This window comes from Brevibacillus sp. AG (assembly GCF_028369215.1).
GTDB classification, from domain to species: domain Bacteria; phylum Bacillota; class Bacilli; order Brevibacillales; family Brevibacillaceae; genus Brevibacillus; species Brevibacillus porteri.
Genome location: NZ_JAQMYO010000005.1, coordinates 127,766 through 151,354 on the forward strand (window position 1 = coordinate 127,766; position 23,589 = coordinate 151,354).

Genomic DNA, 23,589 nt, shown 5'->3' on the forward strand with positions numbered 1-23,589 from the left:
TTACTCCTTTATCATCGGAATGTGGACGCCTTTTTCCTTGGCTGTTTGAACTGCGAGGTCGTACCCTGCATCGACATGTCGGACGATGCCCATGCCTGGATCGGTCGTGAGGACTCGTTCCAGACGACGTGCTGCTTCTGGAGTACCATCTGCCACGATGACCATTCCGGCGTGGAGAGAGTAGCCCATGCCAACGCCTCCTCCGTGGTGCACAGATACCCAGCTCGCTCCGCCTACTGCATTGATCATGGCATTGAGAATCGGCCAGTCTGCAACCGCATCGCTGCCATCCTTCATCGCTTCCGTCTCACGGTTTGGCGAAGCGACAGAACCGGAGTCCAGATGGTCACGCCCAATGACGATAGGGGCCGAAAGCTCACCACGCGCTACCATCTCATTGATGATTTGACCAAAACGCGCACGCTCGCCATAGCCTAACCAGCAAATGCGGGAAGGCAGTCCCTGGAACTGAATGCGCTCCTGCGCCATGCGAATCCAGTTGCACAGATGGGTATTGTAGGAGAACTCGCGAAGAATGACTTCGTCTGTCTTGTAAATATCCTCAGGATCGCCGGATAGCGCTACCCAGCGGAACGGCCCCTTGCCCTCACAAAATTGCGGTCGGATGTAGGCTGGCACAAAGCCAGGGAAACGGAATGCATCCTCTACACCCTCGTTTTTTGCCACCTGTCTGATGTTATTGCCATAGTCGAAAGTGACTGCTCCTTTTTCCTGCATGGCGAGCATGGCGCGAACGTGTTCAGCGATGCTTGCTTTTGCACGGGATTCGTACGCTTTCGGATCGCGTGTCCGCAGTTCGGCTGCTTCCGCAAGTGACATGCCGATGGGAATGTAGCCGTTGAGTGGATCATGCGAGGAGGTCTGGTCCGTTAGCACATCCGGGATAAAGTCGCGAGCCAGCATGGCATTCAGCACTTCCGGTGCATTGCCTAACAGTCCGATGGAAATGCCTTTTTTGTCGCGTTTCGCTTCTTCCGCCAAACGGATCGCTTCGTCTAGACTTTCTGTCATCACATCCAGGTATTTCGTGTCCAGTCTGCGCTGGATACGAGTCGGGTCCACCTCGATATTGATGCTGACGCCACCATTGAGCGATACGGCCAACGGTTGCGCACCACCCATGCCGCCCAAGCCAGCTGTCAAGGTAATCGTTCCGGTCAGCGTGCCTTCAAAATGCTGGCGTGCCAGTTCTGCAAACGTCTCGTACGTCCCTTGCACGATGCCCTGGCTGCCAATATAAATCCAGCTTCCCGCTGTCATTTGTCCGTACATCATCAAACCCTTTTTGTCTAGCTCGTGGAAATGCTCCCAATTCGCCCAAGCAGGCACCAGATTCGAGTTTGCCAGCAGCACACGCGGTGCATCGGTATGCGATTTGAATACAGCAACCGGCTTCCCAGACTGGATGAGGAGTGTTTCATCACCCTCTAACGTTTGCAATGTTTTGACAATCGCATCGAAGCATTCCCAGTTCCGTGCCGCCTTGCCAATTCCGCCGTATACGACCAGATCCTCAGTACGCTCAGCTACATCAGGATTGAGGTTGTTCAAAAGCATGCGCAGCGCCGCTTCCTGCACCCATCCCTTTGTATGTAATTGGGTACCTGAAAAGGCTTGGATCAATTGCTCAACGGATTGTGTCGTCGTCATCATTTCCACCTGCTTTTCTAAAAGGATGTATTTCTTAGCTCCATTGTAAAAAAGCAAGGAAAGACAAAATAGGCACCGCACTTTCGATTTGGTGCCTCTATTTTCGATTCGCATGCAACCGCATTCATGGTTTGACAAAAAAATCTGTCTTTTCTTTCGATTTCTATCTTTTTCTCTGATTTCGTAACAAACGTGGAGTTGTCCCGGTCTTTTCCTTAAAAATTTTACTGAAATAATTGGCGTTGATGAATCCACATCGTTCTGCCACTTCTTGGACAGACAAGGATGTCTCGAGAAGCAATCGGCGTGCTTCTTTTACTCGCAACGATGTGAGTATTTGGCGAAAAGAGCTTCCTTGCTTTTGTGCGAGCAGCGTACTGAAATAGGAAGGGCTGCGGTCGATATAGCGTGCGACTTCCTCCAAGCGCAGTGCTGGATCGGTGTAGCGGCCTTCTATATAGCGAATCGCCTGTTCCACAACATCTGCACGGGATTCGTCGATGGGATGATGAGCGACATCAAGAAGCTGATTGATGAACAGCAGCAGTTCCACTACGATCCGATACAAGATCGGCGAATAAAGAATCGTTTCGAAAACCCGGTGATACTCCTCTTCCAAAGGTGCAGAGTCAAGACCACGTGATATCATGTATCTCCTGACTTGGGCCAAAATACTCGTCAGCCGAATACGCAACAGTCCCGGCTCCGGATAAGGCTCTTCCTTGAAAAAAAAGTGTGTATACAGCCACTGCTTCAACTCTTCCCGATTGCCTTCATCCAGCATTTCAACCCACGCACGCTGTTCGGCGGGGGTCAAAAATGGGTCAATCATCGTCCAATTCACACGATTATCAATGACCGTCACTTGCCGATATCCTTTGAAAAAGCGGACTTGCAGCGCTTGGCTCGCTTCCGCATACGTTTCGTTCAAGCTCTGCTCATAGTTGCTTGCGTCATACATGACCAAAAAGAGCGGCGCATCATTGTTTGCTTCCCAGTCCATCAGCAAGCGCTTGCCCATTTGGTGGAGCGTAGAAGGCGAGACCGCAGCATCCATTGGAAAAACCCCCACAATGGTCTCCCCTAGCGGCAAAAGATCGGGTTTGTCGCGAAACGGATATTCCTCAAAAAAGCGCAGCAGTTCCGGATGCCGCTTCGGATCCTCCAATTGAGCCAGCATGAGCGAAAAAGACTTGGCTTGAGCATGCCCAGGGAAAAACAGGTCAAGATACGAGACATCCCTGTCATTGTCCGCTCCCATTCCCTTCTCTTCGTTCATTCGCTTCCGATCCAAGCGCTCCTGGCAACATCTCGTCAGGATTCTCCTGATGTATTCAGGTGTCTGTGGCTTCAGCCATAGATCGCGTGCAAAAAGTCCAATCCCCTGCATCGCACGCTCGAATGTCGCCTCTGATGTGGTCACCACAACAGTCGGACGATACTGATCCACCAGAAGCTTCAGCCGATCCCACTGCCCGCGTCCAATCATGTCCAGTTCAATACAGATCACTTCCGGTGTATGCGCTTCCATCATTTCGTAAACGTCTTCCATGGTCCCGGCACTATGCACCTTGTCATACGGAATGGCATAGCTGGTGACGAGCCATCCGATTCCGATTCGTTCGTTCTGGTCCCGATCCGCTATCAAAATGCTGGGCATAAGCCGTCCTCCTTTTTAGAGCTATCAGAAGAGTGGGACATCTTTTTCTATGAAACAAAGGTTGCCCATAATTGGACAACCTTTTCTCACTCACGTTCTTACTTTTTGAGAGGATTTTCGATCATGGTTCCCATCACATGATCCAGCGGAATAAAACCAATATCGCGGGAATCCGTGCTGTGATTCCGGTTATCTCCCATGACAAAAACATGATCGGCTGGAACCGTGATCTTTCCGTCTGCTACATATTCCATCGTTTCTTTGATATATGGTTCGTTCAATGCCTCACCGTTTCGATACACCTTGTTGTCTTTGAACTCTAGTACGTCGCCTGGTCTTCCAATGACCCGCTTGACATACATCGTGTGATCATCGCCTTGACCAGTGACCAGCGACACCAAGGGATGCCCCACGATATCGTCCATCAATGTACGGTCTCGCTCTACCCGACTGTCGATCACGACAATCTCGCCGTAATCTGGCAAATAAGAAAACGTGTGTGATAGTTTAGACACATATATGCGCTGTTCGTCTTGTAAGGTAGGGTCCATGGAATGCCCATCAACCTTGAACGGTTGAAATACAAAGATTCCGAGGACAAGAGCGAAAACGACAGCAAAGGTTATCGATCGAATCCATCCTAATACTTCTCTCATTTTCTTTTGGCACTCCTTCCTTATACCATTCTCTCTTTCATTCATCGAAACCATCATACCACATTATCCGCTCAATCCCAAAAAATCAGCTAGAAGCAAGATCAGGTGAGACCATACTCGCGCAGTTTCCGAAACAGCGTTGCCCGGCTTATGCCTAATAGTGCAGCTGCTTCTTCTTTTCGTCCGTTTCTATCCCGGATTTGTTGCATCGCAGTATCGATTGCTGCTCGTTCCAGTTCTTTCAGCATAAGTCCTTGCTTTTGCCAGTCGAATGACCCCTGACTTTCTTTATTGGAATGCGAGGAAGATTCACGCAGCATTCCCGTTCGAATCGGCAAGCTCGAAGGCTGAACCCAAGCGTTTGCTTCCATATTGACTGCGTACTCGATTACATTTTCCAGCTCTCGGACATTTCCTCTCCAGTCGTGATGAAACAGGACGTTTTGCGTCTCTTGGGAAAAGCCGTGCAATTTCTTCCCCACCCGATTCGCATGCGCCAAAAGGATATCGTTCGCCAAAGGAAGTATATCCTCTCTACGTTCTCGCAGCGAGGGCAAGTGAATGGGAATCACATGCAATCGATAGTACAAGTCCAAGCGAAACAACCCCGCGTCTACCCGCTCCTGCAAATCCAGATGGGTTGCTGCAATGATCCTTGCCGCTAAGCGTATGGGCTTGCCATTACCTCCAATTCGATACAGTTCCTTTTCTTGCAACACGCGCAGCAGCTTGCTCTGTAAGTGCATGGGCATATCCCCGATTTCATCGAGAAACAGTGTGCCTTTTCCTGCGACCTCAAACAACCCCGGTTTTCCACCCTTTCGCGCTCCTGTGAATGAGCCTTCCTCGTAACCGAACAGCTCGCTCTCCATCAAATGCTCAGGGATTGCGGCGCAATTAATCGAGAGAAACGGCTCGTCACGGCGCGGGCTTGCCTGATGAATGGCTCTAGCAAAGAGCTCCTTTCCGGTTCCACTTTCACCTTGGAGCAAGACAGTCGAATCACTGGCTGCTACACGTCTTGCCACTTCCTTTGCCTGTACAATCGCAGGACTGTTTCCACCGATCATCCGAAAAGCGTCGGGCTCCGAGTATCCACTCACCTGCCTTGCGATTTGCACGACTTCCTGTACATCATCTAGCGTAATCACCCATTCTTTGACCGTTCCTGCCAGGAGAATGGGCTTGATGGCAAACAAAAATGTCTTTTCTTCCTGCCCGATGGACAAAACGACCTGCTTTGGCGCAGACTGCGCGGCATCTGCATCGCGAATAGCGTCTATCCATCCTGCCATTTGACTGTCGTCGTGATCGAGCTGCAAATACTGACGGGCACGCTGGTTCGCCTGAATGATCCGATTGTCTTGATCGACGAGAAACATGGCTTTGTCCATTTCATCCATGACGACACGCAGCTTTTCTACCGTATGCAACTGCTCGACGTACAAGTAATGCTCTTTTAGCTTAATGGCGATCAGCTCGGCCATTTTTTGCAAATAGGTCAATATTGCATCCACATCCGCAAACAACCGCTCGCGCTGCTCCTCATCGAAAGCGAGCAGGCCGATCACACCTATATTTTCATTGTCTAATTGTATCGGGCAGCAAATCTCTCCCGTCTCCGTGCAATTTCCATAATGCATACAGGGACGACACCGCTCATCCTGCCCTGGATGCATGATCACAACAGGATGCCCGGCGAGCAACGACTCCCGGTATATATGGTCCTCTCCTGCCATCGTCCGCAAAACGCCAGCCTCATTCTTCCCCGTCCCTGCGATTCGCAAAAACTGACTGTCCGCAATCTCTACCTCTACGCGCAGAACGGATGCAACAGCCGAAGCAATCTGTTGCACACTTTCTTGAATATCTCGCAAGGGCATCGGGCTTCCCCTCCCGTCAATCTATTGCCTACATTATAGCGCATCACAGGGGAAGCCAGCCCTTATGCATTTTTTTACTGGCAAAAATCGCAAATTGTCTCCACCAAGATGGCACTCATGTCTACCAAGCTATCTACCTCTACATATTCGACTGCCGCATGCAGACCGGCTCCCACTGGTCCGAACAAGACAGTAGGGATTCCCGCTTCCTGCAATAATGCCGCATCCGTCCACCCCGAGAATCCGCATACTTCGGGTGTTTTCCCCATCACGCTCTTACACGCTGCCTGAAGAGCGATATAAACAGGTTCATCCAGCCCGACTTCAAACGGCTCTCGCAAAAATGACAGCTCGGCGCTTGCTTGGAACGTCTCATCTTCAGCGCGCAGCTTCTGTAGGATTGCTTCTATTTCATTGGCCACGTCTGCCTCTGTCTCGCCCGGCAACGTCCTTCTCTCCCAGTCGATGCGGCAATAATCTGGGTAGGTGGACAGCTCTGTTCCACCCTGAATGAGTGAAGCATGGACAGATGCCGCACCGAGTATCGGATGAGCCGTGCCTTGAGCCAATCTGTCTGAAAGACGCTCCAGCTCTTGCAGAACCCTGCCCGCACGAACGATTGCATCAATCCCTTCTGCTGGACGACTTCCGTGAGCTGCCTTGCCCAGCACCTCGCATTTGACCCAGGCAAATCCTCTGTGAACGACGCCAATCGCCAGATCGGAAGGCTCACAGCATATCGCCGCATCTGCTTTGTACGCCTTTACCAGCTCCTCTGTGCCGATGCTTTTATACTCCTCGTCAGCGACAAAAGTCAAAATGACATCTCCTGCTAAAGTAACCTTTGCTTGTGCGATCGCCTCTACTGCGGCGATCATGGCCCCCAGACTACCCTTCATGTCCTGACTGCCTCTACCGTAAATTTTGTTGTCCACAAGGGTAGGCTCAAACGGCGGAATCTCCATGCGCTTGGCGCTCACCGTATCCATATGTCCGTTTAGCATCAGGGATTTGCCTCCGCCTGCTCCCCGTAGGATCCCGACGACATTGACTGCGGTGTCGTTAATAGGCGTGACATGAACCTCCAGTCCTGCCGCCTCCAAACGCTCTCGAATAAATGCGGCGATCGCTTTCTCGCCCGGTCCATCCTCATCAAGGTACGGGTTCACCGAATCAATCCGAATCAAATTCTGTACCAATGAAATCAGTTCGTCTCGATTGATCGTCACGTTCATTTTGTCATCTCCTCCTCTTCTCGGCATGCACCTTCCCAGATGATACGTCTGTAGATATCCCGATCCGTATCCCCTTCCGTACTAAAGCACAGAACAACGGAATTTTCATTCAAGCCGAGCTGCTCACGCTGTTGATGATACATAGGCTTGCTCATCAAGGCAGCAAGAAGCCCTACCCCGACTGCTCCACTTTCCCCACTCACAATGGAAGGGTCGGCTCCAGTCGGTGCCGCAAGTAGACGCATGCCGTTTGCCGCCACGTAGTCGGCACAGCTGACGAAGAAGTCTGCATGCTCCTGCAAGATCTCCCATGCCATCGGATTCGGCTCACCACATGCTAGACCCGCCATAATGGTTCCTAGCTCGCCCGTAGCTGCATGTGGTTGTCCGTCGTTCTTTTCTGCTGAGAGGACCATGCAATTGGCGCTATGCGGCTCGACGATCACGGTCGTTAGGTCTTTATTTGCTTGTGCTGCTACGAAATGTCCCAAGACTGCGGCGGCCATGGAGCCTACCCCTGCCTGCAAGAACAAATGCGTCGGCTGTTTGGCGTCAGTGAGGGCTGTGAGTTGTTCCATGGCCTCTGCTGCCATCGTCGTATAGCCTTGCATGATCCACGTGGGAATGGTCATGTAGCCTTCCCATGCTGTATCTTGAATCACTTGCCAACCACGTTCCTTCGCCATTTGTTCTGAGAGACGCACAGCTTCATCGTAGTTTCCATTGATGACGTGGGCATGTGCACCCGCCTCCCGTATCGCATCTACCCGTTGCTGGGCGGAGCCTTTGGGCAAATAAACAACGGCATGCTGTCCTAGCGCCTTAGCAGCCCATGCAACTGCCCGTCCGTGATTGCCATCTGTCGCAGTGACGAAGGTGACTTCTCCGATTCGGTCTCTCATGTCTTGGGAACATAATGCTTCAAAGGTCATCTCTTCTGTCGATTTCCCCAGCTTTTCGCACAAGAAACGAGCCATCGCATAAGAAGCTCCCAGAACCTTGAAGGCATTGAGACCAAATCGCTTGGACTCATCTTTTACAAGTACCTGATCTACTCCCAGCTCACGTGCTAGTACAGGCAATGTAACGAGGGGAGTCGGCTCGTAGTTTGCAAGAGATTGGTGAAAGGCTTTGGCAAAACGGGTTTCTTTTTCAGTCAAATAGGTAGGAATGAGAGAAGTCTCGCTATTTTTTCTATTATTTTTCACAACGTAGATTGGTGGGCGTTTATCCATCGATGGGTTCCTCCTCGGGTGGTTTCATCCTTTTTGATAGAGCAAGGATCGTGCCAACGGTTCGAGGCGTCGATGGCTTATTAGTTTGGTGGCAATCGTATCAAAATGAGATTCGATTGTATCAATTTGATACTTTAAGTCTTGTTTTGATACTCGTCATTCTAGCTGTCGTGGTGGGAAGAAACAGGAGAAAACGCTCCAGCTTCTTGGGTCACCAGCTTGGGGGATTGACTGCACGGCTCCATGGAAAAAGCGAAACCGCGTCCAAAGTAGAGGTTCAGGGATGCTTTTCAGAGGTGGACGCTTAAAGGCGTGTTTCGCTTTTTCCATTGCACCTCGGTAGGTGCCCCAAAGATCTTCGCTTATTCCTCCTGTTTCCTTACAAGCTGTTGGTTTTCAGATAGGCTTTGAAAGATTGAGGACAAACCATTCGCTACGCCAGAGAAGAATATTTCCAGTCCTAGCGACTTTCGAAGTCCAACCCAGCTTCGCGGCGATTTGCGGGCAAAAGAAACGCAACGTGCCCCTGCGACGGAGCGGCTACCACTTTTGCGTTTCCCCGCAAAGCGCTGCGGAGCGGACAGTCTCACACTTCCTAGCAGGACGTAGCCCGGAGCGTAGACTGGAAATATTCTTCTCTCCACCGCAGCAACTACAAGTTCAGTCTGGATTTATATGCTATATTTTTATTAATCTCCAAAGTACTGAGATGGATTGATACATAGCACAGAAGTCAGGAGTTAAGAAGGAAGGATGAAGGAAATGCCAATTCATAAGCAATCTCGTTCTCCTATTGGTTCTATTAGAGAAGATGGTCGTTATCCCATCGACCTGACTGGCCCACAGAGCCACACGCTTGTTCTCAAGCCCGGCGTAGGGAGCCTCTCCATCGGACCGTCACAATTGGGCAATAAAGCAGACCTTCACATCGATCCCTATACACCTATCAATTGGAACGTATTCGATTCTTTTGCCACACCAGCTGGATCGCCCTGGCCGCGAGTTCTGTACTACACAGGTAGCGACGTGGGCTTCTTCGACTGGGCCAAAGAACGCCCCATTGAAGGAATGTCATGGGTTCCGATCTTGCCTAATGACATAGTCGTGGACGCCAGCCATTCCAAATTGCACGACTTGTCTATCGAGCTGGACAAGTTTGAAAGCCGTTTGCATCTAAAACTCCCGAAGCACCAGGTCTCTGAATATTTCCGTCTGAGTGTAGCTGGCGATCTATCGCGCTTCTCTGTCGATGGCGACATGCCCTACTCTCTAACACTGAAGCCGCGCACCAGCCGCCGCAAGAATAATGATCCCTTCTTGCTACCCGATCTGGGCGAGCTGCACCAGGTCACGAGCCTGACACTTCGAAACGAACCGCTGGCGCAGCCTATCTCACTGGAGTGCCTAAGTCGATTTCAGAATCTTACATCACTGAGTTTGTGGGGGAATTTCTGCGATTTGGACTTGCTAGCTCGTCAGTCCCAGTTAACGAATTTGGAGCTGCGCTTCATGCCTGATCTGGGTGACTTGCCGCCATTACATGTGTGGCCTTTGCTTGACAGATTTATCGCCTATAACGTGGAGGAGATTGCTGGCAAGCGACTGAGACAGCAAATGAAAGCGCGAGCTAAGACCCGCCCGTGGACGGGCTACGCTTCAGTGAGCCAATTACGGAAGTCTGAGTGGTGGACGACCGAGTTTGGCCGCCCATTTTCGTCCTGGCCGAAACGTCTGGCCAAGCTGGCTAATGAAGCTTATGACGTTGCACAAGCGGCCTTGGCTCAAGCCCGCAGCCTTGCTGATGCGGAGGCAGCCATTACCGCCTTCACCGTGCGTTTCAACACCCTCAAAGGTATCGAAACCATTGAACGAGAAGACCTTGGTGAAGCTGTATGGCAACTAAGCCAGTCTGACCACCAAATCGGCCAGCCTATAACGGAGGAGATGGCTCAACGCTGGTTCGACGCAGCACGCGATTACTGAATAAAGTGAAGCAATGTTGATAATAAGTTTTAAGGCCATCCTTTGCGGGATGGCCATTTTTGAGTTCGTTGTATTCGACGATCGTTCTCCGTTCGTTTAATCAAGCTGTAAAGAAACCTATTTTTTCGAAAAATAATTCATTTCGGATTTACTTGAAACAAAGCCTCCGGTTTGGAGGCTTTGCTTCGGCCCAATTATTCGCTTCTCAAGATGTGCTCGATTCGCTTTTCCGGCACGACCCAGATCACAGCAACGAGTACGTAAAAGAAACCGGAAACCCATGGACCCACATACGCGGTCAATATTGCGAGCAAATAGAGAAAAGGAGATACTTTCACCTTCCAGTCTCTGCCCATTGACTTTACGAATGCGGAATCGCCGGAATGCTGGCTAATGATTGCGAGCTGGAGAAACCTGTAAGAAGTCGCTGCAAGCAGAAGAACGATCCCATACAATGCCATCGGGGCGGGGGCAAAATGACTTTCCCCCATCCAGGCGGTCGTGAAGGGAATAAAGGATAGCCAGAAAAGCAATATCAAGTTGAGCCACATTAGCCGCCCGTTCATTGTTCGAATCATGTGCAACAGATGATGATGGTTGTTCCAGTAGATGCCGACATAAACGAAACTAAAGATGTAGCTAAGTACTTTTGGGCCTAGTTCGATTAACGAATACCAGTCGTGTCCTTCTGGTACTTTGAATTCTAGCACCATGATCGTAATGATAATCGCCAGTACGCCATCGCTGAACGCTTCCATCCGGTTTGCTCTCATTTGGTGATCACCTGCTTCCCTCTTTACGTGCTTCATTGATCTATAGATATCTGCAGTTATTCTATATGTTCTGCATAATGGCAAGCACCACCTTTTCGCTAATGAAGGACCGAAAAAAATTGTTACGAACATTCCCTTGCGTTTCTGGCCGAATTGAACCGCAGGATCACTGCGGAGCGGACAGTCTCCACTTCCTAGCAGGACGTAGCCCGGAGCGTAGACTGGAAATATTCTTCTCTCCACTGCAGCCCCGTATATAGAAATAACCACCTGCTTACCTCTTACAGGTGGCTTTTTCGAACAGAATGACTCTATGCGTTTCTCTCTTCATCTTCAGCAGATGGCCATCCACCCCATAGGTGGTTCAAATGCCCATCTGGATCACGAAATCTAAAGCTATAGCCCCCGCCTCTCTTATACGTCATTTCACCTACTTCGATTCCTTTACTTTTCAGTTCCTCATAAACCTCATGGATTCGGTCTACCTGCAAAGAGAGGATCGGCTGGGCTTGTCCGGCCATATCAGTAAAGTCCAAACGCGGAACTTCCGGACAACGGATGAGTCCGAGACCTACTCCGCCTACGTTCAACCAAGCCTCATTATCTCCAGGTGAAAACTCAAAAGTAAACGGAATGCCGAGCACATCGCGGTACCACTTTATGGATACCTCCAAGTTTTTGACTGGCAGCTGTACAACCGCAAAATTACGTACATGAATACTCATTTGTGTTCGCTCCTTTATTTCCAATATACGTTCACCCTCATGAACGAAAGAAACCAACAAAAAGAAACGGGTTCCTCTACCATTTCTGAAAAAAATGCAGCAAATGTCCATCCGGGTCACGAACAGCAAAGAAAAGGCGATCGCCTGCTACCGAAACCTTTTCCACGCTCACGCCCTGCTCTGCGAGGCGTAGGTACGTTTGACAAATCGCATAGGCATCCCCCGCACGAAAAGCAGCCAAAAATTGCTCGAACCCTTCTTTTGATACCAATCCAGACGAACCACGACGTCCAGCTTTGTCGATTTTCTTTTTGCTGGATGGGCTTTCATCCTGTGCTCATTCGCCTTTCCTTTCCGGCAATGATCGATCCAAGCATTCGTGGCAATTTGCCTCAAAAATGCCTTGGTCAGTTGTCTGCCTGGAGCCTTCTGCAAGGAACGATACACCTTCGTCAATGTTTCTTGCAGGAGATCCTGCGCATCCCAGTCGTTTTTCGTGAGGGACAAGCAATGCTTTTGGATATCCGCAAGAAAAGGTTTTACGCGCAAAAAGGAAGCCTCTTCCTGATCCGCTCCCATACTATCCCCCCAAAACCTTTCTGACTATTCACACTTATTTTCGATAAAAGAAGGAACGCTGTCAAACAAAAGAAAACGACCGTCCAGAACGGATTTTTCCCGTTCAGGACAGTCGCTACGTTATTTCCTGCCAATCAACACAACCAAATCTATCGTCATGTCCGCTCCTGCCAAGTCAGACACCCGTTCCAACTGCTCAGGTGTCGCCCCCCATGCCAACGGAGTCATCTGGAGCAGGGAAGAAAGACTCCCTTCATCCAGTCGGAACTGATACTGAATCCGTTCTTTGCCGATTAGCTGGAAGCTGGCTTTGAAGTGATCGATCGTACGATGATTCGCATATTTTGTTTTTGGTGTCTCTTGATACAAGACTTCTCGTAGTTCTCGCAAATAGTTGGCCTCGGGAATGACTTTGATCATCCGTCCATCATCAGCCAGGAGTCTATGAAACTCATCCGAATTGGATGGAGATAACAGATTGAAAATGTACGGAAACTGTCTGTCCGCAAACGGCGCCTTCGTCAAATCGCCAACGCACCAAACTACTTCTGGATCGCTCTTCGCCGCGAGCATAACTCCCTCTTTGGCGAGATCGACACCCACTCCGATAAAGGGGACTTCGCTCGTCTGCATCACTCTCTGCCGAACCTGCGACAGATGATAGCCTTCGCCACATCCTGCATCCAGTACATACATCTGGCTTTCCTCGGGTTCTGTCGTATGCAGGATGACTTCGCTTAACACGTCATACAATGGATCAAAAAAACCTTGCTTCATTATCGTCCTTCTCGCTGCGAACATTTGCTTGTCATACTTTGTTTTGTAGGTTCGCGTAGCCAAGTGCACGTAGCCGTGCTTGGATAAATCAAAGCAATGATGATTGTTGCATACCAAGCTGGTTGCAGGTACGTTGCGCATAGCCGCCTGGCAAATTGGACAACGAAAAATCTCCACATGCTGAGAGATAGCTGTAGACATCAAAAAAAGCACCCCATTCATTCGTATTTCGGTGAATGAAAAAAGGCACAGTCAAATAAACCCCAAGCATTTTCAAAAAATGCGGGATTACGTTGATCTGTACCTCACATTACCGATTACGAACGAACTGGATCATAACCATACCAAGTAACACTCCTGACCTTCAATCGAATGAGCGACTCGCCCAACTATGATTGTAGCACAGTAGAGAAATATACTGATACAATAATATGTTGGTGCCGGAATGCAGGGAGAGGGCAGGAACTCCGTTTTGCTTCCTGCCCATGCTCCGCTCATGAATGACGATGGTTGCGTTCATTCCAGCAGCATGACCTCATCGTATTTCATCATGATGCTTCCTTCCTTGTACTCCCCCACTTTTGGCACATTCACCAGACCCTTTATGTTTTGGAGAAGCGCACGCACGCTGTTCACTCCGCTTTCGTGCGCATGCGGATATCCGCCGCCAAAACGGGGATTGATCTCCGACACAACGTACTGATCTCCCACCAAAAAACAATCGATGTCAATTGCCCCACGCGGCTCTAGGACACGAATGAGTTCCTTCGCTAGTGATAGCAAACGCGGATCTTTTACCGCGAGGGAGCGATCTGTCTCCCCTGCCCGCATTCGCAGCTTTTTGCGGGTAAAAAGTGTCACCAGCTCTCCCGAGATCAGATCCACATAGCCATCCACTCCGTACTCCTCTGCCTGTAAGAACGGTTGAATGACGACATCCTCCGTTTTTTCCATGAGCACAGACCATTCTTGATCATTCTCCACACGTGTGATGCCCAAACTGGCACTTCCATACCGCGGCTTGACGATCAATGGATACATAATCTGCCCTGCAAAAAGCGCTGCTTGTACCTCGTCCATTTTCATAAAGGTGGGAATGGCGGGAATCTGATGCGCGGACAAAAACTCATACGTTGCCCATTTATCCAAGCACATCTCGATTACATCCCGGCTGGACACGATTACCTCGATGCCCTGCATGTAGAACCGATCTGCCTGCGCAGCCAACAGTGTCAGCTCAGGGTCAATTAAGGAGAGGATTGCCTTGATCTCGTACCGTTGGCAAATTTGTAGCAGGGCATCGAGATAACCAGGATCATCGATACGTGGCACCTGCTCATGATAATGAGCAGCGTACAGGGCGGGGGCCGTCGGGTCACAGTCGACTGCGATGATTTTGCCAGTGTCACCCCATTCTCGTACAAAATAGTGGAGCAGCTTGACTCGCCTGCCTACACTGGTCACAAGTATGTTCATTTAGTTCACGACCCCCTGCTTGTCAACGTGAAAACGATAAACCGATTCGGGAATGAATTGTTGGAGAGTCTCTTTTCCTCTGACAATGATCGCTTCTTTTCCGTCGATGGCGAGAACCGGCGGCCTCTCCCGAATAAAAGGCGGATTAAAGACAAGCGTATACGCCCCTACGTGTCCGAAGACAAAATAATCCCCAATATCAGGCAGAGGCCCCGTGTAGCCTTGAAGCAAATAATCTTTTTCCATGCACGTATACCCGACAACATGATAGCTCGCTTCGGGAACTGACTTGCGGTTGCACACAAGTCGGGCTGGCAAGAGGTGCGCGTGCATCGTCGGCTTGACATTGTGAATGCTTCCATCCACGAGAACAAACCGCTCTCCTCTGTTTTCTTTTACATCAATGACTTGGCACACGAAATCAAGGGCATCTGCCACGAGTGAAATACCTGGCTCCAGAATTAGCAACGGCGCATGATCCAGCTCTGCCAGCTCCTCCTTCATAACTGACGTAATCGCTTCGGCGTACTCCTCAAAGGTTGGTGCAGCCGTCATCCCGAACGAGGTCGGGAGCTCGCCATAGAATCCGCCTCCCATATCGATAAAAGCAAGCCGTTCGCCCAGAAGCTGCTTCCCCACACGGCATAGATGGCGCGCAATTTGACGATACACACCGACACTGCGATTGGTGGAAAAGTGTCCATGCAACCCGACTACATGCACATTCGGGGCGACAGCCAAATAGCTCAGGGCTTTTTCCAAATTGCCGTTTTCGACGCAAAAACCAAATCGGCTGACCTCGTACCCATTTTGCAGAGGACTCACTCCACCCCTGGCCAAATCCACATTAATCCGTAGCCCAATCCGAAACGTCTTCTCGGGATACCGCTTGGCGTAGGCCACCACCCACGGAATTTCCGAAAAGGAATCCAGATTGATCAGGCTCCCCTGCTCCAGGGCAAGGTGAATGTCCTCTTCCGTTTTGAGCGGGCCGTTAAAAATGATGGACGCAGGATCGACGCCGAGTTTCAGTGCCAATTCGTACTCCAGTCGAGAAACGACTTCTGCATGCGCCCCTAACTGATGCAGCTTTTGGCATAAAAACGGCAAATAATTGGTCTTATACGAATACGCGACGACCACATGCTCATAGCGTCGAGTAAAAGCCCGTTGGAAACGACGATAGTTCTCGGAGAGCTTCACTGTGTCCAGTACGTAAAAAGAAGACGAGCACAGACTACGCCATTTTTCTATCTGCTCATAACTATACATGGCGCACCCCCTGCTCCTGGTTCAGGAGGCAGTTCGTGATAACACCAATGACTCGCTCCTGCTGTTCAGCGGTCAAGCTGGAACCAGACGGCAAGCAAACACCTTGGGCAAATAGCCGATCTGATACACTCTCATCAGGTTGGTGCGGATAGTATTGGCACTGCGCGAACAACGGTTGCAGATGCATCGGCTTCCACACGGGACGGGCTTCAATATTTGCTTTGCCCAGTGCATCGATCAGTTGTGCAGCAGAGAGGGTTGTGTCCGCTGGATTCAGTGTCATCACCGTCAGCCATCGTGTGGATCGCCCTGTCGCCGGCTCTGGCATAAACGAAATACCAGGCAATTGTCCGAGAGCTTGTTCATAACGCTTGTAAATCCCTCGCCTTGCCTCGATTCGCTCCTCCAAAACGTGCAGCTGCCCCCGACCAATTGCCGCCAATACGTTGCTCAACCGATAGTTGTAGCCCATCTCTTCATGCTGGTAATGCCTGGCTGGCTCCTTCGCCTGCGTCGACCAGAAGCGAGCCTTTTCGATCGCCTCAACGTCATCGGAGACGAGCATTCCACCACCTGAAGTCGTCATAATTTTATTGCCATTAAACGAAAAAGTCCCAACATGACCAAAGGCACCGCTCATTCTCCCTTTGTATACAGCCCCTAACGATTCTGCGGCATCTTCCACCACGTACACTCCATACTGCTCACAAAGCGCAATCAGCTGACCCATTTCCGCGCTCTGCCCATATAAATTAACGATGACCACCGCCTTGGGCAACTTGTCCGCTGCTGCCGCTTCCCGCAGGGCTCTCTCTAATGCCAGCGGTGACATATTCCAAGACTCTTCCTCGGAATCAATGAATACCGGAGCTGCTCCCTGGTACAGAATCGGATTGGCACTGGCAACGAAGGTGAGACTGGGGCAGAACACCGTATCACCCGGAGCGACGCCTGCTAACCTAAGCCCGAGATGGATAGCAGACGTACCAGAGGAAACAGCCAGTGCAGCTTTTACGCCCACATACTGGGCAATCTCTCTCTCAAAAGCATCGACGTGTTCCCCCAACGGCGCGATCCAATTGGAGGCAAAGGCGTCTGCCACCAAGTCCCGCTCGTCCTCCCCCATATGTGGCGGTGATAAAAAGATCCGCTGCTGCACACTCATTTCGACGTCCCCCCATTGCGATAGGCAGGAAAAAAATCTTGCTCGCCAGCCTGATCGACCTGTAGTTTTTGGCACAAAGCCAAATACACTTCCTCATCGTGAACTTTCTTGCCCATCCAGTAAGCAAAATGATTGCCATTTGCAAACGAGGACTTGAAACGGAACAAGCCATCTCCGTCCAGATTCCCTCCTCCAAGGAGAAGCAGCTCCGCTCCATCCAGCTTTGCCTGCTGGATCATGGCGTCGAAGAGGAGGTGGTTGACGCCAAGCGCCATGTCTTCCGTATGTGATGCCCCTAGCTGATAATGGGCGAATTGATTTCCACTGTGCAAAAGCACTCCCGCCACCGGCCGATCCTCATGCATGGCAAGCAGAAGCCGCGGATTGCACAGTGCTGTTTTTTTCATGAGTCCTAAAAAAAATTCTGGAGCATAGTAGTAGATCGCCGCGGCTTGGTTGCGGTCCATCGTCTCCCGATGCAACTGGATAAAAGAAGGAAGCCAATCAGTTCCGCCCAATGTAACCCGGACGTCGTTTGCTGCGGCCTTCCTCATATTTCGTCCCACGTTTTGCGTATAGTGGGCACGAATGTATGCAAGTGTGGGGCGCAAATCGACTGCCGTTACCATTCTCACCAGATCCAGTCGCATTTGACCCACGAACAGCTCCGCATTCCCCAGCAACGGATGAAAGCGAACCGTTTCGGTCAGGTAGTTTTTGTACCGACAGTAGACATGGAATTGCTCCTGGAACAATCGAGCAGCCGTCTGTCCCCCCACGACGAATGGCCCTCCGTATCCAATCGAAACCAAATCGGCATAGCCAGGAATCCACTCATCTAGACGTCTGACCAAATACGGGTAGAAAACCTCGTTCTCCCCACTCTTGAAAAAAACAGCTTCTGGCGTGCCCTGCTCCATTTTGGCGTACAGCTGTACGTATTCTTTCGTGTAGGACACGTCTAATTTTAAAAACCGTCGCAAATATTCGGTCCAATCATCCAGTTCCGAAAGTACGATCAGGCTCACATGCTTCCCTCCCAGCGCGCTCTGTGTTTTCACTCCCTCTGAAGTCTTCTACCGTGACGCTGCCCTGCTGATTTATGCCTGTCGATTGGAAAACGCGCTTGATCGTCAGACCGATGATCCGCATATCCAGAAAAAAGCTGCCATTTTCTACATACCAGACGTCCAGCTCGAACTTTTGCTCCCAGTCAATCGCATTTCTCCCATTGACCTGCGCCCAGCCTGTAATCCCCGGCTTTACGTCGTGTCGCTTCAACTGCCGCGGCGTGTACAGGGACAGGTACTCCATCAGTAGCGGTCTCGGTCCTACGAGGCTCATTTCACCACGAAGCACATTCCATATTTGCGGCAGTTCATCCAAGCTATACTTGCGCAGAAGCGTTCCGAATGATCCCAGTCGCTGCTCGTCAGAGAGAAGCTCTCCACTCTCATCGCGTTCATTGGTCATCGTGCGAAATTTATAGATGAAAAATGGTTTTCCGTGCAAACCTGGTCGCTCTTGTACAAACAAAACCGGAGAGCCCAACTTCCAGCGGATGAGCAGACTCACTAGCAAAATCAAGGGGGACAGAATGACGAGCATCAGGAAGGAAACGCAACGATCAAACAAGGACTTCATGCCGCACCTCCTGTTGATTCCACTTCGCTGCCGCTTCCTCCATGCTGAGGCTCTGCATGCCGTACCTCTCGCGCAACATGGCGTAATGCTGGAGGATTTCCTCCAAAAAGGACAAATTCTCTTCGATGTGACTCCCAAAGTTCTCCGGATGCCACCACAGATGATACAAGCGCTTGTGCTCCGCCGTATGAGTCAGGTCGCATTTGATTCTCTTCATGCGCCATTTTTCCAACCTCTGTAGGCGAGGAGAATAAGGACGCAAAAACCGGCTGGATGGAACATCGACCATTCCCTCTGGACTACGCCGCAATGATTCATAGTTGTTATGACCGGAGAGATTTACATACGCATCCATCAGTCGCATGGCTCGTTTGAACAATGTCTCTTCGGCAGCCCCTCTTGTGTGATACATCCAAGACTGCTCGTTGCCGCGATAGGAACGGAACCCCTTTTTCTTGCACAAAGATAAATAGGCAGGCTGCACCTGATTCCGCGGAAAAACGATGCTGGAAGATGAGTACCCTTTTTTGCGAGTCACTCTGTGAAAAGTATCAAGGTCAGCAGCAAAAGCTTCGGGAGTCTGTCCCGGCTCTAGACAATAATAGTGGGAAAGGGTGTGGCTTCCGATGAATTGATGCGGGTAAGAGGAAATCAGCTTGATCAAGGAAGGAGCAAAGTGATACGGATCGACCTGCTCATGCTCACCGATCGCATCTGTGTCCAAATAGGGATAGGGTGACAGCTTATCATCGGAATACGTCGGGAGATGCCGTGGGATGACACTTGCTAGCTCCTTGCGCGACTCGCAAAACAAAAAACCGACAGTAGCCCAGGTGACGTGCATTTCATACTTGGCAAACAGCTCCAAAAGTGCGGGGATCACTTGACGAACACCTAACAAATTTTGCTCATATGACTGAATGGTTCTCTTGTCTCGGACGCCCCAGTAAAGTTCAAAGTCTAGGGAAATGACGAATGCTCCCGTCTTGTCCAATCTTCTCCGCTGCCTCCTTTCTCCTGCCCTCTTTCTTCTCGTAGCTGACCAGTCAGTTGGGCAAACAAGGCCGCCTGCTTCGCAAGGACTGTTCGCTCATCGAAGTGCTCAAGCGCGATGCTGCGGCTATTCTGCCCGAATGCTTCTCTGAGTCTGGAATCAACTACGAGCTTTTTTAAGGCTGCATACAAGGGACACACTTGTTTCGGTTCTACTAAAAATCCGTTGACACCGTCCCTGACTTCTTCCCTACATCCACGGATATTCGTGGCGACGATTGGTTTTGCCATCGCCATCGCCTCAATGATGGATCGAGGCAGTCCTTCGCGATGAGAGGGAAGAACAAATATATCGCTGGCGGCCATCAGATCCGGGATGTCTGTGCGGAATCCAGCCAAAATGATTTGCGGATGCTGGCGGCAAAGCCCTACGAAGTCTTGACCTCGCTGATCGCGTTCACTGGAAGACACATCCCCCACCAACAAGAGGCGCAGGCGCGGAAATTCGCCCGCCAGCTTGCGAAAGGCTTCCAACAGCTCAAAAATCCCTTTCTCCGAGACCATACGTCCTACATAGGTGATCACCACATGCTCATCCCGCAGCCCCAGAGAGGCCTTGATAGACTTGACCTTTTCTCTCGTTACGTGTCGCGGGTGAAAGCGTTCTGTGAGATCAACGCCGTTGCCAATGTGCAGAATCCGCTCCGTCTGGGAGGAGAAGCTATCCTTCACGCTCAACTCGTAATCCTCTCGACTCTGAAGTAAAAGATAGTCAGTCATATGCCGGGCAAACCATTTTTCCAGCGTGTAGTACATCTGATACGTACTTTTGCTCATGCCCTCATGAAAGAAGTAGCCATGCGCTGTGTAAATGACATGTGGCACTCTTGCCAGCCTTGCCGCCACGCGCCCGAGAACAGCGGCAATCGGCGTATGGACATGCACGACATCATACTTCTCCCTTTTCATCAGTCGATACAATGCCCCAATTGTCACCAAATTGGAAATCGGGTCGATCTTTCGCTTAATGGGGATACTTTTGAGCGTCAATCCCTTTGCTGTTAACACATCAAAGCGCCCCGTATCCGAACACGCGGTATGCACCTCGTAGCCTTCACCCATCAGCTTTTCAATCAGAGGAAACAGCAAGCTTTCTACAGAGCGGTCAATTGCGCATACTTGCAAGATTTTTTTCAAGCAGATCACCGCCATTTTTGATCTGACGCGTATTGATTTCGGCTGTCACGAAATACAGCGCGAGCATGATCCAGAAAAACGTTTCGCGAATTCCGTTATGAGTGAGTCCGTACAAAATTTGGAAGACAAGTGGATACCAAGCAACCAATCGATGCCCACGGACCGCCCCATAAATCATGAGAATGAACAACACCGTGCCCATGACACCGTAGGAGAAGAACAGATTGGCTAAGGTAGAATGGAGTTCCAATGAAATGCTGCTGTTAAATCGATCGTACATCCCTTCCCCTGCTCCGAACAAAATGTACTCCGGATGGTTGGCAATCCGGTCATAGCCCCGCGCCGCCAAATTGTCATCCGAATCTTCCCCGAGTGATACCATTCGCTCTTCGATTTGTGTGTAAATAGATGCATCGCTCAGTACGTTTTCGTTGGTGTACAAATAGATGAAGAAGACAGTGAAGGACGAGACGAGCACACAAAGCAGATTCATCCAAAACAAGCCCGTTCGTTCTTTGATGGAGAGGAGCAAAAAAACGAGGTACATCCCTACAGCACTAATGATCGCTGCTTTTGACAAGGATGCGGCAATGATACTGAACGCCGTGCCGATCGCAATAAAGAGAGGTAGGGTCTTCACAGATACGAAGCGCGCACACAGCAGGCATATCCCCATGCACAAAAGCCCAAAATAGCCGAGCTGGTTCGGATTGTTGAAGAACAAGGATTGCCTGAACTCGTCACTATCCGGTGACAGCCCTGACACGAGAATGAATGCCTGAATGAGCAAGGAAGTGGACGTAGCCAGGAAGACCCATTTGACGTACTCTTGAGGGTTGCGCCTGAACAAAATAACCAGGGCAAGCATCACGGCGCCGTTGTACATATACCACTTGGTCGAGCTGAATATATCCATTTCCCCGCCGAGTGCAATCGTCCATATGCCATTCACCATCATAATGTCGTACAAAAACAGAAGGGTAAGGAAGAGAAAAAGTCCGAGTCTGCGGTTAATGCGACCCAGGCGAAACAAGAAGCTGTAGCCGATCAAGATGAGCATAATAAAATCGGCGATTTGCGGATTGCCACTTGGGAAGAAGTAGAAGGGCTTGAGCACCACATATAGCAAAAGTAGAACCTTGTCCGGTGAGAGCTTCTCCTTGATCATCATTCACCTGTGCGCCAGATGGTTGGTGAATTGCAGGATTCGTTGATAATCCTCCCACGTATCAACCTCTGCCCAAAACAATCCAGGTGGTATTTGTGCGACATATACATTCCTTTCGCCCAAAAAAGAATAGAGGACATTTTCCCACCACAGATCATACTGCTTCTCCTGAATCAACCTTTGTAATCGACGCAAAAATATCGGCAGAAAGCTCTCGTGTAGTTTAGCAATTCCAACGTATTCGCCAGTTGTCTCTTCCAGCGAGAGTCCCTTCCCGTGGCGGAGCAGCAGTCCGTTTTTATAACCAAATTTATAATCTCCCTCATAGCGGCGGGCTGGATCAGCATACATGACGGGACACGCGGTCTCTTGCAACACGACTTCCAGTACCTTCGATTCAAAGTAAACGTCGGCGTTCAACAGCAAGCAGTCGCTTCCTTGCAAAAACTCGCGGGCGAACCAGAGGGACACCATACTATTCGTCCGATCATAAAAAGGATTGTGATAAAAACGAATAGGTTCATCTCTGAGCAACTCGGTAATCACGTTAGCTTGATAGCCCACCACCATCGCGATGTCTTCAATTCCGTGGCGCCTTAGCTCCGCTATCGTATTTTCAATGAGCGCTTGGCTTCCGATATCCACTGTGCACTTGGGAATTCCGTCAATTTGCTCGTTGATTCGTGACCCGAGACCTGCTGCCATGAGCAGTGCCTTCATCTGACTCCCCTCCTTCTTTCAGAGATGGCATGACGTATTTGATGTTCAGCTTCAGCTTGTACATCGATCTGGCCAGCCCGACAAACAGGTGGTAGAAGGACCATAGGAGCAAAAATAGCATCTGACCGCTGATTGCCCACAGAAATGCGGTAACCAGCACGCCCAACTGATAGCCCGTTTGGGTAAGAAAAAGGAAGACAAAAGCATCGATCCATTTGCTGCGCTTTCTCATAGAGACTGTTTCGTGAGAGATTTTCCCTTGACTAAAGACGAGATCGGAGCCATTGGTCGCCAAAATCTCTGCAAAAATCGTGAGCAAAATCAAATAGAGCAGCCACGGACTCAACATCGCGTGATGATTCGTGATGCCGTATATCACACCGAATGACGCCAGGTAGAGTGCATAGTTGAGCCCGATGTCCAGCCATTCTCCTCCCTTGCTCTTCTGGTTGCGCATGCGGGCTACTTCTCCGTCAACGCAATCCGCCAAGTAGCACACCTGACAGAAGAAGCAGCCGAGCAGAAAGGATGCCGCCGTTCCGTACATAAATGCTCCAGCGCTAAGGAGTCCGGCGACAATCCCCCCAATCGTAATCGCGTTGGGGGATATTTGTGTTTTTCGGGTCAGCAATAAACTCACATAGATGGAGATGCGTCGTGTGAAGTAGTACGACCAAAATTCCTCCCTGCTCCATGGCTTCTGCACCTGCACACGGCAATAGCGGGTCTCTTCACTATCCCAAAACATAGACGGATACAGCTCATCCTTCACGGTAA

At 50.3% G+C, this 23,589-nt stretch carries 22 protein-coding genes; 2 read left to right on the top strand and 20 right to left on the bottom strand.

All coding sequences use genetic code 11. The features are described from left to right. The 6 genes from hutU to dpaL all read right to left on the bottom strand — a co-directional run bounded on the left by hutU (position 1) and on the right by dpaL (position 8,340). Positions 1 to 1,671: a urocanate hydratase gene (gene hutU, locus POF51_RS14500; RefSeq protein WP_069847679.1), complete on the bottom strand. Its 1,671-nt coding sequence runs from the start codon at positions 1,669 to 1,671 to the stop codon at positions 1 to 3. Positions 1,672 to 1,834: 163 nt separating this feature from the next. Then, on the bottom strand, positions 1,835 to 3,331 hold the full coding sequence (locus POF51_RS14505) for a helix-turn-helix domain-containing protein (protein ID WP_069847682.1): 1,497 nt from the start codon (positions 3,329 to 3,331) through the stop codon (positions 1,835 to 1,837). A gap of 98 nt (positions 3,332 to 3,429) precedes the next feature. Then, a complete protein-coding gene (lepB, locus tag POF51_RS14510; protein ID WP_017250512.1) occupies positions 3,430 to 3,987 on the bottom strand; it encodes a signal peptidase I in 558 nt (185 codons plus the stop codon). Between the two features lie 101 nt (positions 3,988 to 4,088). Beyond that, the gene (locus POF51_RS14515) at positions 4,089 to 5,870 is read right to left on the bottom strand and encodes a sigma-54 interaction domain-containing protein (RefSeq protein WP_069847684.1); all 1,782 of its coding nucleotides are present in this window, start codon (positions 5,868 to 5,870) and stop codon (positions 4,089 to 4,091) included. A gap of 74 nt (positions 5,871 to 5,944) precedes the next feature. Further along, positions 5,945 to 7,105 (bottom strand): ArgE/DapE family deacylase, encoded by a 1,161-nt coding sequence (locus tag POF51_RS14520; protein WP_271755648.1) that lies wholly within the window; start codon positions 7,103 to 7,105, stop codon positions 5,945 to 5,947. After that, the gene (dpaL, locus tag POF51_RS14525) at positions 7,102 to 8,340 is read right to left on the bottom strand and encodes a diaminopropionate ammonia-lyase (RefSeq protein ID WP_069847686.1); all 1,239 of its coding nucleotides are present in this window, start codon (positions 8,338 to 8,340) and stop codon (positions 7,102 to 7,104) included. The genes POF51_RS14520 and dpaL overlap by 4 nt, the downstream gene beginning before the upstream one ends. 50 nt (positions 8,341 to 8,390) lie before the next feature. Between dpaL and POF51_RS14530 the strand changes: the two genes are divergently transcribed. Both POF51_RS14530 and POF51_RS14535 read left to right on the top strand, forming a co-directional pair. Then, positions 8,391 to 8,648 carry a hypothetical protein gene (locus POF51_RS14530; RefSeq protein WP_170831591.1) on the top strand — a complete coding sequence of 86 codons (258 nt, stop codon included), beginning with the start codon at positions 8,391 to 8,393 and terminating at the stop codon, positions 8,646 to 8,648. 454 nt (positions 8,649 to 9,102) lie between these two features. Then, complete coding sequence (locus tag POF51_RS14535) at positions 9,103 to 10,323, top strand: hypothetical protein (protein WP_069848286.1); 1,221 nt, start codon at positions 9,103 to 9,105, stop codon at positions 10,321 to 10,323. Positions 10,324 to 10,517: 194 nt separating this feature from the next. Here the strand turns inward: POF51_RS14535 and POF51_RS14540 are convergent, their stop codons facing one another. The 14 genes from POF51_RS14540 to POF51_RS14605 all read right to left on the bottom strand — a co-directional run bounded on the left by POF51_RS14540 (position 10,518) and on the right by POF51_RS14605 (position 23,584). Then, positions 10,518 to 11,096 carry a TMEM175 family protein gene (locus tag POF51_RS14540; RefSeq protein ID WP_017250517.1) on the bottom strand — a complete coding sequence of 193 codons (579 nt, stop codon included), beginning with the start codon at positions 11,094 to 11,096 and terminating at the stop codon, positions 10,518 to 10,520. Positions 11,097 to 11,407: 311 nt separating this feature from the next. Further along, positions 11,408 to 11,821, bottom strand: coding sequence for a VOC family protein (locus POF51_RS14545; RefSeq protein WP_069847690.1), 414 nt, complete (start codon positions 11,819 to 11,821; stop codon positions 11,408 to 11,410). 168 nt (positions 11,822 to 11,989) lie between these two features. Then, complete coding sequence (locus POF51_RS14550) at positions 11,990 to 12,400, bottom strand: RNA polymerase sigma factor (protein WP_244521745.1); 411 nt, start codon at positions 12,398 to 12,400, stop codon at positions 11,990 to 11,992. Positions 12,401 to 12,520: 120 nt separating this feature from the next. Further along, positions 12,521 to 13,378 (bottom strand): putative RNA methyltransferase, encoded by an 858-nt coding sequence (locus POF51_RS14555; RefSeq protein WP_244521746.1) that lies wholly within the window; start codon positions 13,376 to 13,378, stop codon positions 12,521 to 12,523. Between the two features lie 315 nt (positions 13,379 to 13,693). Then, positions 13,694 to 14,653: an ATP-grasp domain-containing protein gene (locus POF51_RS14560; RefSeq protein ID WP_069847695.1), complete on the bottom strand. Its 960-nt coding sequence runs from the start codon at positions 14,651 to 14,653 to the stop codon at positions 13,694 to 13,696. Beyond that, positions 14,654 to 15,925: a hypothetical protein gene (locus POF51_RS14565; protein WP_069847697.1), complete on the bottom strand. Its 1,272-nt coding sequence runs from the start codon at positions 15,923 to 15,925 to the stop codon at positions 14,654 to 14,656. Then, positions 15,918 to 17,090, bottom strand: a complete 1,173-nt coding sequence (locus POF51_RS14570; RefSeq protein WP_069847699.1) for a DegT/DnrJ/EryC1/StrS family aminotransferase — start codon at positions 17,088 to 17,090, stop codon at positions 15,918 to 15,920. The genes POF51_RS14565 and POF51_RS14570 overlap by 8 nt, the downstream gene beginning before the upstream one ends. Next, entirely contained in the window at positions 17,087 to 18,118 is a 1,032-nt protein-coding gene (locus tag POF51_RS14575) for a GNAT family N-acetyltransferase (RefSeq protein WP_069847701.1), read from the bottom strand. The genes POF51_RS14570 and POF51_RS14575 overlap by 4 nt, the downstream gene beginning before the upstream one ends. Next, entirely contained in the window at positions 18,087 to 18,734 is a 648-nt protein-coding gene (locus tag POF51_RS14580) for a sugar transferase (RefSeq protein ID WP_069847703.1), read from the bottom strand. The genes POF51_RS14575 and POF51_RS14580 overlap by 32 nt, the downstream gene beginning before the upstream one ends. Then, on the bottom strand, positions 18,718 to 19,728 hold the full coding sequence (locus POF51_RS14585; protein ID WP_069847706.1) for a polysaccharide deacetylase family protein: 1,011 nt from the start codon (positions 19,726 to 19,728) through the stop codon (positions 18,718 to 18,720). The genes POF51_RS14580 and POF51_RS14585 overlap by 17 nt, the downstream gene beginning before the upstream one ends. Then, the gene (locus POF51_RS14590; RefSeq protein WP_244521760.1) at positions 19,695 to 20,933 is read right to left on the bottom strand and encodes a glycosyltransferase family 4 protein; all 1,239 of its coding nucleotides are present in this window, start codon (positions 20,931 to 20,933) and stop codon (positions 19,695 to 19,697) included. Before POF51_RS14590 ends, POF51_RS14585 begins: the two co-directional genes overlap by 34 nt. Next, on the bottom strand, positions 20,893 to 22,095 hold the full coding sequence (locus tag POF51_RS14595; RefSeq protein ID WP_069847711.1) for an O-antigen ligase family protein: 1,203 nt from the start codon (positions 22,093 to 22,095) through the stop codon (positions 20,893 to 20,895). The genes POF51_RS14590 and POF51_RS14595 overlap by 41 nt, the downstream gene beginning before the upstream one ends. Then, positions 22,096 to 22,812, bottom strand: coding sequence for a phosphocholine cytidylyltransferase family protein (locus POF51_RS14600; protein WP_069847713.1), 717 nt, complete (start codon positions 22,810 to 22,812; stop codon positions 22,096 to 22,098). Further along, a complete protein-coding gene (locus POF51_RS14605) occupies positions 22,757 to 23,584 on the bottom strand; it encodes a CDP-alcohol phosphatidyltransferase family protein (protein WP_017250530.1) in 828 nt (275 codons plus the stop codon). Before POF51_RS14605 ends, POF51_RS14600 begins: the two co-directional genes overlap by 56 nt. Positions 23,585 to 23,589: the final 5 nt, after the last annotated feature.